At 69.1% G+C, this 13,539-nt stretch carries 11 protein-coding genes, 1 tRNA gene and 1 pseudogene; 3 read left to right on the top strand and 10 right to left on the bottom strand.

All coding sequences use genetic code 11. The features are described 5' to 3' along the window. Nucleotides 1-128 precede the first annotated feature (128 nt). A complete protein-coding gene (locus IEY61_RS18665; RefSeq protein ID WP_229706024.1) occupies nt 129-578 on the bottom strand; it encodes a dihydrofolate reductase family protein in 450 nt (149 codons plus the stop codon). A 124-nt stretch (nt 579-702) separates the two neighbouring features. On the opposite strand from IEY61_RS18665, the gene IEY61_RS18670 reads away from it, so the two are divergent. Next, the gene (locus tag IEY61_RS18670; protein ID WP_189046093.1) at nt 703-1,458 is read left to right on the top strand and encodes a hypothetical protein; all 756 of its coding nucleotides are present in this window, start codon (nt 703-705) and stop codon (nt 1,456-1,458) included. 173 nt (nt 1,459-1,631) lie between these two features. Here the strand turns inward: IEY61_RS18670 and IEY61_RS32170 are convergent, their stop codons facing one another. Both IEY61_RS32170 and IEY61_RS18675 read right to left on the bottom strand, forming a co-directional pair. Next, complete coding sequence (locus tag IEY61_RS32170) at nt 1,632-1,769, bottom strand: LPXTG cell wall anchor domain-containing protein (RefSeq protein WP_373293176.1); 138 nt, start codon at nt 1,767-1,769, stop codon at nt 1,632-1,634. 100 nt (nt 1,770-1,869) lie between these two features. Beyond that, the gene (locus IEY61_RS18675) at nt 1,870-3,588 is read right to left on the bottom strand and encodes an FAD-dependent oxidoreductase (protein WP_189046095.1); all 1,719 of its coding nucleotides are present in this window, start codon (nt 3,586-3,588) and stop codon (nt 1,870-1,872) included. Between the two features lie 769 nt (nt 3,589-4,357). Here IEY61_RS18675 and IEY61_RS18680 point away from each other — a divergent pair. Then, nucleotides 4,358-4,558 (top strand): annotated as a pseudogene (locus IEY61_RS18680) (recombinase family protein); the annotation flags it as partial. 22 nt (nt 4,559-4,580) lie between these two features. On the opposite strand, the gene IEY61_RS18685 reads toward IEY61_RS18680, so the two are convergent. From IEY61_RS18685 to IEY61_RS18710, 6 genes are all read right to left on the bottom strand, one after another. Beyond that, nucleotides 4,581-5,120 carry a pyridoxamine 5'-phosphate oxidase family protein gene (locus IEY61_RS18685; RefSeq protein ID WP_189046100.1) on the bottom strand — a complete coding sequence of 180 codons (540 nt, stop codon included), beginning with the start codon at nt 5,118-5,120 and terminating at the stop codon, nt 4,581-4,583. 159 nt (nt 5,121-5,279) lie between these two features. After that, nucleotides 5,280-5,354, bottom strand: a tRNA-Val gene (locus IEY61_RS18690). Nucleotides 5,355-5,441: 87 nt separating this feature from the next. Then, entirely contained in the window at nt 5,442-5,906 is a 465-nt protein-coding gene (locus IEY61_RS18695; RefSeq protein WP_189046102.1) for a peroxiredoxin, read from the bottom strand. Nucleotides 5,907-5,962: 56 nt separating this feature from the next. Beyond that, nucleotides 5,963-6,400, bottom strand: coding sequence for a DUF3052 domain-containing protein (locus IEY61_RS18700; protein WP_189046104.1), 438 nt, complete (start codon nt 6,398-6,400; stop codon nt 5,963-5,965). A 119-nt stretch (nt 6,401-6,519) separates the two neighbouring features. Next, nucleotides 6,520-9,024 (bottom strand): transketolase C-terminal domain-containing protein, encoded by a 2,505-nt coding sequence (locus IEY61_RS18705; RefSeq protein ID WP_373293180.1) that lies wholly within the window; start codon nt 9,022-9,024, stop codon nt 6,520-6,522. Nucleotides 9,025-9,407: 383 nt separating this feature from the next. Next, nucleotides 9,408-9,812 carry a YjbQ family protein gene (locus IEY61_RS18710; protein ID WP_189046109.1) on the bottom strand — a complete coding sequence of 135 codons (405 nt, stop codon included), beginning with the start codon at nt 9,810-9,812 and terminating at the stop codon, nt 9,408-9,410. Nucleotides 9,813-9,998: 186 nt separating this feature from the next. On the opposite strand from IEY61_RS18710, the gene aceE reads away from it, so the two are divergent. Continuing rightward, nucleotides 9,999-12,743 carry a pyruvate dehydrogenase (acetyl-transferring), homodimeric type gene (gene aceE, locus IEY61_RS18715; protein WP_189046110.1) on the top strand — a complete coding sequence of 915 codons (2,745 nt, stop codon included), beginning with the start codon at nt 9,999-10,001 and terminating at the stop codon, nt 12,741-12,743. A gap of 171 nt (nt 12,744-12,914) precedes the next feature. Here the strand turns inward: aceE and IEY61_RS18720 are convergent, their stop codons facing one another. Next, on the bottom strand, nt 12,915-13,361 hold the full coding sequence (locus IEY61_RS18720; RefSeq protein WP_189046112.1) for an SRPBCC family protein: 447 nt from the start codon (nt 13,359-13,361) through the stop codon (nt 12,915-12,917). Nucleotides 13,362-13,539 lie beyond the last annotated feature (178 nt).

Raw genomic sequence — 13,539 nt, forward strand, 5'->3', positions numbered from 1 at the left:
TGGGGGTCGGGGTGCTCAGCGCCTGGTCTCGTACCTGGTCAGGAGCACGCCGCCAGGGAACGCCCGGGTCTCCACCAGGGTCAGGTTCACCCAGTTGTCCAGGGCCGCGAAGAACGGCGTGCCGCCACCTACCAGGACCGGAGGGTGACGATCGCGTACTCGTCGATCAGCCCGTCCCGCATGGCCACTGCGGCGAGTGTGGCGCCGCCGATATCCATGGGGCCGCCCTCCTCGGCCTTGAGCCGGGTGATCTCGGTGGCCGCGTCGCCGGTGACCAGGCGGGTGTTCCAGTCGACCGTGCTGGTCGTCGAGGAGAACACCACCTTCGGCATGTCCCGCCAGCGGCGGGCGAACTCGATCTCCGCCGGTGTGGCACCCGGCTGCTGATCGGCGGTCGGCCAGTGGGAGCTCATCGCCTCCCACAGTTTACGCCCGTACAGCGCCACGCCTGTCGCCCTCACCCGGTCGGACCACCACTGGAACAGCTCGTCGCTCGGCACGCCCCAGCCGAGGTCGTCGCCGGGCGCGGCAATGTAGCCGTCCAGGCTCAGGTTCATGCCAAAGGTCAGCTTTCGCATGGGGTCAGCCTTCCGTAAGTCGGTACTCGGCGTACAGACCAGCACGGCGCGGAGAAATCATCGGTCAGGCCACACCGAGGGCCGGGCAGTCAAGGGTGTGGATGAGTTCGACTACGCTCGTGGCATGTTGGCCGCGATCTCCGCCGTGACGGTCCGATACCGGCGGCCGATCCTCACCGTTGCGCTTGTCCTGGCCGTGGTCCTGGCCGTGGGCCGCCGGCTGCCATATCCACTGAACTCGATCATGAGCACCGCGACCCTCCTCGCCGTGCTGCTGGCGTTGTCGCTGGCCATCCTCGCCCTGCTTCCCCCACGGCCGACGGCCTTTCTGGTCAAGCCCGAGTCTCGGGCGTTCGCCACCGAACCGAGCGCGTTTCAGGTCTACCTGGCCGCGGCGTTCATCTTCTCGGCCTCGCAGTGGCTGGGGACTACCGACCTTGGCGAAATCGTCGGCGGCCCGTTCCTCGTGTTGCCGATCCTGCTCCTGGTCGGCGTCGGTGTGAACGTTGCCGGCGGCTGGCGCGGTTTTTCAGTCGAGCTGCGACCGGACGGTGTCCGTCAACGCGACTTCACCGGCTCCTTGATGGTGCCCTGGGAGGCCCTGGCACCCGGCCGCCCTTTCCAGCCCGCAGTCAGGGCCTCCACCCTGGCCCTGGCGTACGCGCAACCGGACCTGGTACGCCGCCGCGGCATCCTTCCGCTGGGTCGGCGGCGGCTGCGCATCGACAACGTCCACCCCTGGTTCATCGCCGACACGATCCGGCACTACGTCGACCACCCACAGCACCGGGCCGCGATCGGCGAACCAGCCGAATACCAACGGCTCTGGCACGCGTTGATGTCTGCGCCCACTGGCCCCGGCCATGGGCACGCTTCCTAGATCCGCTGTCAAGCAGGTGCTGGCACGGATTGGCGCAATGCGCCAAGCGGGCAGTGCGCTCCGCGAGGTAACGGCGCTTTAACGCCTCGGAGGAAAGTTCCATTCTGGTGCCTTCACCGAGCCCTGAGAGGGTTCGTCGAAACGCCGGTCCGGTTGCGTGAAGGCCGTGTCGCTCACATGGGCGGCATACTCTGCGATGCCATCCGTCTGCGACGTCGCAGCGTCAGCGCGCCCGCCGCCCCGGTCAGCGCCCCCGCTCCGAAGGCAAGGATCCATGTTTGTCGGACGCTTTGGTTTTTCTTGCGCGCCATGATTGCTCCTCACACCCGCCTTGTCTGCATGGCCTTATTGTCCGACTCGGCCATTGAAGCCATGCACCAATTCGACAGAGTCGCATGCCGCCGATGGGCGTCAGAACTGAGCATCTGGCCGAGCCCGCTCCGAGCTCCGTGCTCGCTCGCCAGCGTGCTTGGCCGCCAGGTAAGCGAACACCAAACCCTGCCCGAGGGTCGCACCCGGCCCGGGATAGAACGTGCCGAAGGCGTTCGCGGCGGCGTTGCCCACCGCGTAGAGCCCATCGATCGGTGAACCGTCCTCGTGCAGCGCGCGGCCCCACTCGTCGGCGGTGATGCCGCCACACGTGCCCAGGTCAGCCGGCACCGTCTTCACCGCGTAGAAGGGCGCCTTGGTGATTGTGCCCAGGTTCGGGTTCGGCGTGTTTGTGGAGTCGCCGTAGTAGCGGTCGTAGTGCCCCAGGCCACGCTTGAAGTCGTCGTCCTGGCCCTGCGACGCGAGCACGTTGAAGTGCGCGGCGCCGTCGACCAGCCCAGGCACCCCGATCTTGCGGCTCAGCTCGGCGATCGACTTCGCCTTCACCACCACACCTGATTCGTAGAAGATCTTCGGCATCGGCATCCTGGGCATCACTGAGCCGGCGAACAGGTAGCGGTTCCGGTGCGTCTGGTCGAAGATCAACCAGATCGGCAGGTGGTCGCCCTTGCCGTCGTCGAGGCCGAGCATGGCCCGGCCGGCCGTCATGTAGTCGGTGGCCTCGTTGAAGAACCGGTGCCCGGTGGAGTCGACGATCATCGACCCCGGCAGCGACCGCTCCGACAGCATGAAGATCGGATCAGCCCCAGGTGTCAGCGGCGAAATCGATGGGAACCACCACGCCTGGTCCAGGAGATCGAGGCCCGCGCCCACCTGCTCGGCGATCGCGAACAGGTCACCGGTGTTGTCGGGGTTGCCGAAGCTCCAGTCTTCGGTGAGTGCCTGCGACTGGTACTTGCGGCGCTGCTCCCCGGCGTGGTCGAAGCCTCCGATGGCGAGGATGACGCCGCCCTTGGCCGCCACCCGCATGCGCTCACCATCCTTCTCCACGACGACGCCCGTCACCCTCCCGTCCTCGACGACCAGCTCCTTGAGCGGGCTGTTCAGCCAGATGCCCACTCCTGCCCGACGCGCGCCGGCGATCAGCCCCGCACCGAGAGCTCGGCCACCTGCGGCCATGTCCTTCTTCAACAGCTTGCCGCCGACGCCTTGCAGTACCCGCTTGAAGATCGTCGGGAAAGCCTGCAGGGGTCGACGGGCCATCAGATTCATCAACCTGAAGTCCTTGGAGGTGATGGGCATCGGTACCGGCGCGGCGATGGCGCCGCTGGTGCGGATGCGGGCGGCGTCCTCAGCACCGAGGGTGTTGATGTCAAACGGCGCCGATTCGACCGACCGCCCGATCGCCGACCCTCCTTCGAGGTCCGCGAAGTAGTCCGCATACTCGGTCATGTGGCCGAGCTTCAGCGGAGTGGCCGCGAGCAGCTCGTCGACAACCTCCGGAGCGTGCTCGACGAACGCTTCTCGGCGTGCGCGCGGAGCGGTGTCCCCGACGAGCGTGTCCAGGTAGGTCAGTACCCGTTCCTTCGTGTCCTGGACGCCTGCATTCTGCAACAACCTGTTGTTCGGCATCCACATGCCGCCGCCCGACATTGCCGTCGAACCGCCGAAGTAGGCGCCCTTTTCCACCACCAGGGCTCGAAGACCTCTTCGCGCTGCGGTGATGGCACCCATCAGGCCGGTGCCTGAGCCCACCACTACCACGTCATAACTGTCGTGCCAGCTCGCCGTCTCGTTCATTTCCGAGCCTCCTAGCAGGTCACCACGGACGAATGATTAAAGTCAATCTCCACCGAAGAATGCTTCTTAAGAGCAAGAAGAGTTGAACATTCACTTACTGCATCGAACTGTGGTGTGACTTTCACCAAGACGCCGGACACCCTTCGCCCCCACCATTGTCATCCCTGAAGCAGTGGCGCCGTGTCAACTTCGTTGATCGGGTAGTTTGTGACCGGTTCGACCTGTTCCAGACTCGGATAGAGCGGTTCGACCTCGATCCACTATTGAAGCCATCCCGCTGCCGTCGACCCGCCCACCGGGGAGCGGGCCGCCGACCGGCCCGCCACGGCAAGCGGACCTTGACACAGGTTCGGACGCTGGCGGGTCGGGCGGCGGTCTGCTCGGCTCGCCCGGGTCGACGGCAGGCGGGATGGCCTAGCGCCACCACCCACGGATCGCGACCCGCCGGCGGCCGGCTCTCGTGACCGCGTTGCTGTCACGGCCCGGCCCGGAAACTGATCTCCGGGCCGTCGTTCGTACTGGTGGGCGCGGCAGGTTTCGAACCTGCGGCCCCTCGCTTGTAAGTTCTGGGCGCTTCGTGCGGCGGGGTCCGCCCGCGTCCGCGACCTCGGGCGACTGTCCACGCCCGGCGGCCGGCGGCTGTCCTCGTCCCAGCCCATTGCTGTCACCGTTGCTGTCGACAGCCACCCAAGCCGCGGCCGGTCGACTGGAACGCGGCCTTTAACGCCACTCGGGCCGGTGAACCGACCCGGGAACCGGGCGGACCGGCAAGGACGCCCAGCGCCCCGAGCTGAAAGCCTGCATGGCCTACCTGCGTCCCGGTGACACCCTGGTGGTGCCCGCCCTGGATCGGCTGGCCCGCTCGCTTCATGACCTGATCACTCTGGTCGGGGACCTGCGCCGGGCCGGGGTGGGGTTCCGCTCCCTGCATGACATGTCAACCTCGACTGGCCCCGGAGTGACGGCCTGAGATGGACCCGCGCGAGCTCTCTTCAGACTGACGGTTGTTGGTCGAGCAGCTCGACGGGGTCGGCGCTGTAGGCAACCATCCAGCTGGGGTCGATGCGATACCACACGTTCTCGTCCCAGAACGGATCGTCGCCGTCGCCGTCGTAGTGGTTGACGAGGTAGTCGCGGACGGTCGGCCAAGTCGGGTCGCTGCTCGTCCCCTCGGGGTTCAGCGGAACGGCGTGTCCATGCGTGAAAATGCCGAGCTGCTCGCCGCGCATGAATGTCGCGCTGATGCCGGGCCGCGCCGCGAGATGACGGGCTTTAGCGGCCTGGCGGTGGGTGCCGACGATCCAACGGCCGTGCAGGAGGTGCCCGTCGGCGCCGCTGATGCGTGGCTCACCGCGCCGGGTGACTGTGGCGATGGCCAGGGTGCACATGCCTTGGCAGACTCGGACAACCTGCTCGGCGTCCAAGGTGCTTTCACCTGGCCGGATGATCGATTTGAGGTGGCTGCTGGAGCCAGCCAAAGACGTGTCGAGCAGGACTTGGAGGCTGTGGAGCTCGTCGGGAGTTTCGAACATTCGGCTAGTCAATCAGCTCCCACCGACAGTGTCGTCACGGTGGCCAGCAGCAGACTGAGCCCGCGCTCGGCAAGCTCGACGACCGGTCTCGTGACCGCGTTGCTGTCACGGCCCGGCCCGGAATTTGATCTCCGGGCCGTCGTCGGTGCTGGTGGTGGATGGTGGGCGCGGCAGGTTTCGAACCTGCGACCCCTCGCTTGTAAGGCGAGTGCTCTCCCACTGAGCTACGCGCCCGGAAACGCCGTACGGCGGACCGGCGGTTGGCAGCTTACCCTGCCGCCCACCGGCCCGGCCGGACGCCTCACATCGGTTGGCGGCGGGTCAGGCGGCGGCCTCCGCCAGGGCCTTGCGCCAGCCCTGCTGATCGCGGGGTTCGCCCGGCATGTTCATCTCGGCGAAGCGGACGATGCCGGCCTTGTCGATGACGAAGGTGCCCCGGTTGGCGATGCCGGCGACGTCGTTGAAGACCCCGTACGCCTGGGCGACGGCCCCGTGCGGCCAGAAGTCGGACAGCAACGGGAACTGGTAGCCCTCCCGGTCCGCCCAGATCTTGTGGGCGTAGACCGAGTCGACGCTGACGGTCAGCACCTGGACGTCGTCGTTGACGTACTCGTCGAGGTTGTCCCGCACCTCGCACAGCTCGCCCTGACAGACGCCGGTGAAGGCCAGCGGATAGAAGACCAGCAGGACGGCACGGCGGCCGCGGAAGTCGGCGAGCCGGACCTCCTGGTTGTTCTGGTCCTTCAGCACGAAGTCGGGCGCCTCGGCGCCAACCTCGATCGGCATGTGCACTCCTCGGGATCGGGTCGGGATGGCGTCAGCCTGTCACAGCGTCCACCGGGTCACTTCTTGCCCTTGGCGCCCCGACGCAGTACGAGACGGGCACCGCTCCAGTCCTTGCCGGCGTTCACCGTCGAGGTCTGCTGGAGGCCGGCGGTGGGAGCCGACTCGGCGATCTCGCTCGGCTCGACGTGGCCCTCACGGCCGGCCTTGGGCGTCAACAACCACACGACCCCGTTGTCGGCCAGCGGGCCGAGGGCGTCCACGAGAAGCTCGAAGAGATCACCGTCGCCGTCCCGGTACCACATCAGCACCGCGTCGACCACCTCGTCGGTGTCCTCGTCGACCAGCTCTCCACAACGGTCGGTCAGGGCGTCCCGGAGATCCTGGTCGACGTCGTCGTCGTAGCCCATCTCCATGACGACCATCCCCGGCTCAATGCCGAACCGGTCCGCCAGGCTGCGTACCCCGTCAGCAGCCTGACCAGCGGTCGCGCTCACTGTCGCGTGCCTCCTCATCCTGTGGCAAGTTCATGTTCACGGCGCCGGGTCGACGCCGTCAGGCAAAGTCCACACAGTTGCGCCCTCCTGCGCAAGTGGCGCACCGGGTGGAACGAAATTTACCGTGCCAGCAGCGTACGGGCACCCTGGGTGATGGCTTCCTCGGACACCAGGACCTGACGGGCAGCCGGACCTAACGGCACAAAAGAGTCAACTGCGGCCACTCGACGTACGGCGCCGACATATCCGGCATCGGCCAGGGCGGCGATCACCCCTTCGCCGACCCCGCCGGAGCGCCGCGTCTCGTCCACCACCAGCACCCGGCCGGTCGCGGCGGCCTCCCGGATGAGGTCGGCCACCGGCAGTGGCGCGAGCCAGCGCAGGTCGACCACCCGGCACCCGATGCCCTCGGCGGCCAGCCTCGACGCAGCCCGCAGCGACATCCGTACGCCGTTACCGAAGGTCACGATCGTCAACTCCTCGGCGGAGCCGACGCCGTACACCCGGGCTCGGCCGACGGGTACGTGCCCGCTCGCCCAGGCCCCCGGCTCGAGATAGCCGGCCAGCCATTCTCCGTCGCCGTCGTGGTAGAGATCACGGGTGTGGTAGAGCCCGATCGGTTCCAGGAACACACAGACGCTGCCGTCCACCGTCGCGCTCGCCAGGCAGGTCCGCAGCATCGCCGCCGCGTCGTCCGGACGGGCCGGCACGGCGATCACCAGGCCGGGCACGTCCCGGAGTACGGCCACCGAGTTCTCGTTCTGGAAGTGCCCCCCGAAGCCCTCCTGGTACGCCAGGCCCGGCACCCGGACGACCATCGGGTTACGCAGGGCGCCCTGCGAGAAGAACCCGATGCTCGCCGCCTCGCCGCGCAACTGGTCCTCGGCGCCGTGCAGGTACGCCAGGTACTGGATCTCCGGTACCGGCAGCATGCCGGCCAGCCCCGCGCCGAGACCGAGGCCGAGGATCGACGTCTCGTCGAGCAGCGTGTCGAAAACCCGAGCCGGGCCGAACCGCTCCCGCAGGCCCTTGGTCACCCCGTACACCCCGCCCTTGGCGGCGACGTCCTCGCCGAAGACGGCCAGCAGCGGATGGTCGAGCAGTCCGTCGGTGAGCGCGGCGTTGATGCTCTGCGCGAGCGTGAGCGGGCCGGCCAGTTCGGGGGGCTTGCCGCCGAACGCCTCGACCCGGGCCGCCGCGTCCGCCCCCGCGGCCCGAGCACCGGCGTCGGCCACCGCCCGGGCCACCCGGGCCGGCCGGCGCGGCGCCAGCGGGGCGATCACCTCTGCCGGGCTGGTCAGCTTCGGTTCGTCGAGCACCTGCTCGGCGATCCGGCGGACCTGCCAGCCGATCTCGTCGTACCGGTCGAGCAGCTCCGCGCCGCTGGCCAGGCCCGCATCGACCAGCCGGCGCGCGGTGGCGACCACCGGGTCGGCGGCCAGGTCGGCGGCGAGTTCCTCGGCGCTGCGGTACGCGCTCTCGGCGTCCGCGCCGACATGTCCCATCAGCCGGACCGTGCTCATGTGCAGCACGGCCGGGCGCCGGTGCCGGCGTACCCAGGCGGCCGCCTCGACCGCCGCCTGGTACGCCCCGACCAGGTCGGCGCCGTCGGCGGCGAAGTACCGGATGCCGGGCTTCGAGCGCAGCGCGGTCGCCACCCAGCCCTGCGGCGAACGGACGCTGACACCCAGGCCGTTGTCCTCGCAGACGAAGAGCACCGGGATACGCAGTCCGGTGTGGTCGTACCAGCCGGCGGTGTTGAAGGCGGCGGTGGCGCTGGCGTGGTTGATCGAGGCGTCGCCGAACGAGCAGACCACGATCGCGTCCGGTGCCCAGGGCGCCGGCGGCACCGCCGCGTCGGGCCGGATCGGCGGGCGCCGGGCGTCGAGCCGGCGCAACCGTTCCACGGCGAGCCCCATCCCGACCGCGCGGGGCAGGTGCGAGGCGACGGTCGAGGTGGTCGGCACCACGGCGAGATCGACCCGCCCGAAGATCTTGTGCCGGCCACCGGCGATCGGCTCCTGCGTGGAGGCGACCATCCCGCGCAGCACGTCCCGCGCCGCCTCGGCGTACGCCGGAATCACCGGTCGCCGCACCGAGCCCATCCGCGTACCGGGCCCCGCCTCGTCGTCGCGCCCGGACACGGTCTCGGTCACCGGACCGGCGCCCGCGAGCGGTGCGGGGGCCGCCGACGCGGCGACCGCAGGCGGTGCGGAGGCCACGGGCGATGCGGAGGCCGGATCCTTGTCCGCGCTCGCGGCGGCTTCGCCGTCCGGGGCGGGCGTGGGCGCGACCCGGTCGACCTCGGCATCGGAGGTGGCACCGTCGGGCGGGGCGCCGCCGCCGACGGCGGCCCGGTCGATGGCGGCATCACCCGGGTCGGCGCCGACCGCGCCAGCCAGACCAGCCGAAGCGGCAGCGCCGGGTGAGCCAGCTGGGTCGGTTGAGCCGGACGGGGTGGCCTCGCCGGCAGGAAGTTGGGCTTCGGTGTCGAACCGCAGGCCGGCGGCCTGGGCGGCGCGTACGCAGTAGAAGGCGCCGGAGCGGTAGTGCAGCAACGCGGGGTCGGTGGGGCGCAGGGCCGCCGCGAGCGCGGCGTTGCCCTCGTGGCCGGCCGAGCCGATGGTGTGGTAGCCCTCGCCGAAGCTGCGCAGCCAGTGGCCGGCGAGGTCGAGCTGCCGACTGGTGACCTGGGCGTCGAAGAGGGCCAAGAGTTGGGCGCCGGTCAGTGCGACGCCCTCGGCCACCGGGTGCGTCGGGTCGGCGCGGTGTCGCGGTTCGGGCAGCGCGGCCAGCGACTCCCGGAGCCGGTCGTCGAGATCCTGCGGGGTGGTCACGTCCGACAGCATTACCGACCGGAGCACACCTCGCCCACTCGAACACGAACCACCCGTACAGGATCACCCCGCCCACCACTCCAGCGTTGATCATGAGGTTAGCGGCAGTGGTTGATCTCCACACTGCCGCTAACCTCATGATCAACATAGGTTGGCCGCCGCGGCGGGGGTCAGCCGGGGAGGAAGGAGAAGCGCACCTCGCGGGTGGGGTTGTCTCCGTTGGTGTCGACCAGGCAGATCGACTGCCAGGTGCCGAGCGCCAGGCGACCGCCCAGCACCGGCAGCATCGCGTACGGGGGGACGAAGGCGGGCAGCACGTGGTCGCGGCCGTGCCCCGGCGCGCCGTGCCGGTGCCGCCACCGGTCGTCGGCGGGCAGCAGGTCGTCCAGCGCGGTGAGCAGGTCCTCATCCGAGCCGGAGCCGGTCTCGATGATGGCCACCCCGGCGGTGGCGTGCGGCACGAACACGTGCAGCAGGCCGTCGCCCTGCCCGGAGACGAACCGCTCCGCCTCGCTCGTGATGTCCCGGACGGTCGGCCGGGAACCGGTTCGGACGGTGATCACCTCGCTGCGCATACGACACATTCTGTCCCATCCCTCCCCAGTCACACCCACCCGCCTTTCCAGGCCGAGGTAGCGCAAAGTTACTGGTGGGTACCTGTGTCGCGCGTCGCCCTTCGGTCGGGTGGAGGTGACGACGAGTGCCAGGACGGGGCAGGATGGCGCTAGAGACCTATCCCACACACAACCGAGGGACCGCCTGTGGCTACGGAACGCAAGCGCCCGGTCATCACCGCCGGCCTGCCGAGCCAGCTTCCCGACATCGACCCAGAAGAAACCACCGAATGGGTCGAGTCGCTCGACGGTGTCATCGACGAGCGCGGCACCAAGCGTGCCCGCTACGTCATGCTGCGTCTGCTGGAGCGCGCCCGCGAGCGCCAGGTCGGGGTGCCGTCGCTGACCACCACCGACTACATCAACACCATTCCGCCGGAGCGCGAGCCCTGGTTCCCGGGCGACGAGCACGTCGAGCGCCGGATCCGGGCGTACGTGCGGTGGAACGCGGCGATGCTGGTGCACCGCGCGCAGCGCCCGGAGATCGGCGTCGGTGGACACATCTCCACCTTCGCCAGCTCCGCGTCGCTCTACGAGGTCGGCTTCAACCACTTCTTCCGGGGCAAGAACCACCCGGGTGGCGGCGACCACATCTTCTACCAGGGCCACGCCTCCCCCGGCATGTACGCCCGGGCGTTCCTCGAGGGCCGGCTCAGCGAGAACCAGCTCGACGGCTTCCGGCAGGAGCTGTCGCACCCGGGCGGCGGGCTTCCGTCGTACCCCCACCCGCGGCTGATGCCGGACTTCTGGGAGTTCCCCACGGTCTCCATGGGGCTGGGCGGGCTGAACGCCATCTACCAGGCCCGATTCAACCGGTACCTGCAGCACCGAGGCATCAAGGACACCTCCGACCAGCACGTCTGGGCGTTCCTCGGTGACGGCGAGATGGACGAGCCGGAGACCCTCGGCGCGATCGGGGTGGCCGCCCGCGAGGAGCTGGACAACCTCACCTTTGTGATCAACTGCAACCTCCAGCGGCTGGACGGACCGGTCCGGGGCAACGGCAAGGTCATGCAGGAGCTGGAGGCGTTCTTCCGGGGCGCCGGCTGGAACGTGATCAAGGTGGTCTGGGGCCGGGAGTGGGATCCGCTGCTCGCCGCCGACACCGACGGCGCGCTGGTCAACCTCATGAACACCACGCCGGACGGCGACTACCAGACCTACAAGGCGGAGTCCGGGGCGTACGTCCGGGAGCACTTCTTCGGCCGGGACCCGCGCACCCGCAAGATGGTCGAGGGCCTGACCGACGACGAGATCTGGAATCTCAAGCGCGGCGGGCACGACTACCGCAAGCTCTACGCGGCCTACAAGGCAGCGACGGAGCACGCCGGCCAGCCGACGGTGATCCTGGCCAAGACGATCAAGGGTTGGACGCTCGGCTCGCACTTCGAGGGCCGGAACGCGACCCACCAGATGAAGAAGCTGACGCTGGCGGATCTGAAGACCTTCCGCGACCGGCTCTACCTGGACATCCCGGACTCGGCGCTGGAGGACGACCCGTACCTGCCGCCGTACTACCTCCCGGGCGAGAAGTCCGACGAGATGCAGTACCTGCACGAGCGGCGTCAACAGCTCGGCGGTTACCTGCCCACCCGGCGGACCGCCGCGAAGTCGCTGGCCATCCCGGGCAGCGAGCGCTTCGCCGACATCAAGCGCGGTTCGGGCAAGCAGAAGGTGGCCACCACGATGGCCTTCGTCCGCCTGCTCAAGGACCTGATGAAGGACAAGGAGTTCGGCAAGCGCTGGGTGCCGATCATTCCGGACGAGGCGCGCACCTTCGGTCTGGATTCGATCTTCCCGACCGCCAAGATCTACTCGCCGCACGGCCAGCGGTACACGGCCGTCGACCGGGAGCTGTTCCTGTCGTACAAGGAGTCGACCGTCGGCCAGATCCTGCACGAGGGGATCAACGAGGCCGGGTCGGTCGCCTCGTTCACCGCCGCCGGCTCGTCGTACGCCACCCACGACGAGCCGATGATCCCGATGTACATCTTCTACTCGATGTTCGGGTTCCAGCGCACCGGCGACGGCTTCTGGGCGGCGGCGGACCAGATGACCCGCGGCTTCGTGCTCGGCGCCACCGCCGGGCGCACCACGCTCAACGGCGAGGGCCTCCAGCACGAGGACGGCCACTCCCTGCTGCTCGCGGCCACGAACCCGGCGGTCGTCGCGTACGACCCGGCGTTCGCGTTCGAGATCGCGCACATCATGGAGAACGGCCTGCACCGCATGTACGGCGAGAAGCAGGAGAACGTCTTCTACTACCTCACCGTCTACAACGAGCCGATCCACCAGCCGGTGGAGCCGGAGGGCGTGGACGCCGAGGGCATCGTCAAGGGGATCTACCGCTACTCCCCCGCTCCGACGCTGGAGGGCGACGCCCCCCGGGCGAACATCCTCGCCTCCGGCACCGGCATGCAGTGGGCGCTGAAGGCACAGCAGTTGCTCGCCCAGGACTGGGGGATCGCCGCCGACGTCTGGTCGGTGACCTCCTGGACCGAACTGCGCCGCGACGCGGTGGAGTGCGAGGAGTACAATCTCATGCACCCCGGCACGGAGCCGCGGGTGCCGTACATCCAGCGCAAGCTGGCCGACGCCGACGGGCCGAAGGTCGCGGTCAGCGACTGGATGCGCGCGGTGCCGGACCTGATCTCCCGCTGGGTACCGGGCGACTACACCTCGCTCGGCACCGACGGCTTCGGCCTGTCGGACACCCGGCACGCGCTGCGCCGGCACTTCCACGTCGACGCCGAGTCGGTCACGGTCGCCACGCTGCGGCAGCTCGCGCTACGCGGGACGGTACCGGCGCACGTACCCGCCGAGGCGGCCAAGAAGTACGCCATCGACGACGTCAACGCCGCCCCGGTCGGCGAGACCGGCGGCGACAGCTGACAGTTTGAAAGGAAGGGCCCCTTTTTAACGCCTCGTGTATTGAAGGGGGCCCCTTCTAACACCGGCAGGCGGGACAGCCGTCGGCAGGGCCAAGCAGCGGCGGCCCGGGTGCACCTGGTAGGGGCACCCGGGCCGCCACCGTTCGCGGGTGACGCCAGGACGCGACCTCGGTCAGCCGACGGCGGCCAGGTCGGTCAGCCGGGCCAGCGAGTCCTCCAGGTCGGCGCCGACCCGACGCAGGCCGAGGCGGAGCAGAGCGGCCTTGACCGGGCCGGCCGGCCAGCGTACGACGATGAGCCGCACGACCGTCCCGCCCGCCTCTTCGTCCGGGGTGAGCTGGACATAGATCTCGGTGCGCGCCTCCGCTCGGGCACCGGCGCCCTTGGCGCGTTCGCGCCAGCCGATCAGAGTCGGCTCCTGGTAGGCGATCACCTCGGCCTCATGCGCGGCACCGCGTCCGGCCTGGACCAGCTGCCGCCGACCGAAGCCCTCCCCCGAGAGGACCTCGGCCGCACGGACCCCGGCCAGCCAGGCCGGCAACTGCTCGGCCCGCTGCACCACGTCCCAGACCACTTCCACCGGCGCCGCCACGTGCGCGCTGCGTTCCACGAGGATCATTTCCGTCTTCCTCCGGTGAGGACATCCCACGATATCGGCACTGTATGCGCAAAAACGGACGTATGTGGACGGGTCAGCAGAAGACACGCCGAAAGGTGTTGATTCCGGCCGCAGATCGGCCTATGGACCGGACGCCCTACGCCACCTAGAGTTCCGAGCACATTTCGCGTTTCCTCGG

This window comes from Micromonospora sonchi (genome assembly GCF_014646235.1).
GTDB classification, from domain to species: Bacteria; Actinomycetota; Actinomycetes; order Mycobacteriales; family Micromonosporaceae; genus Micromonospora; species Micromonospora sonchi.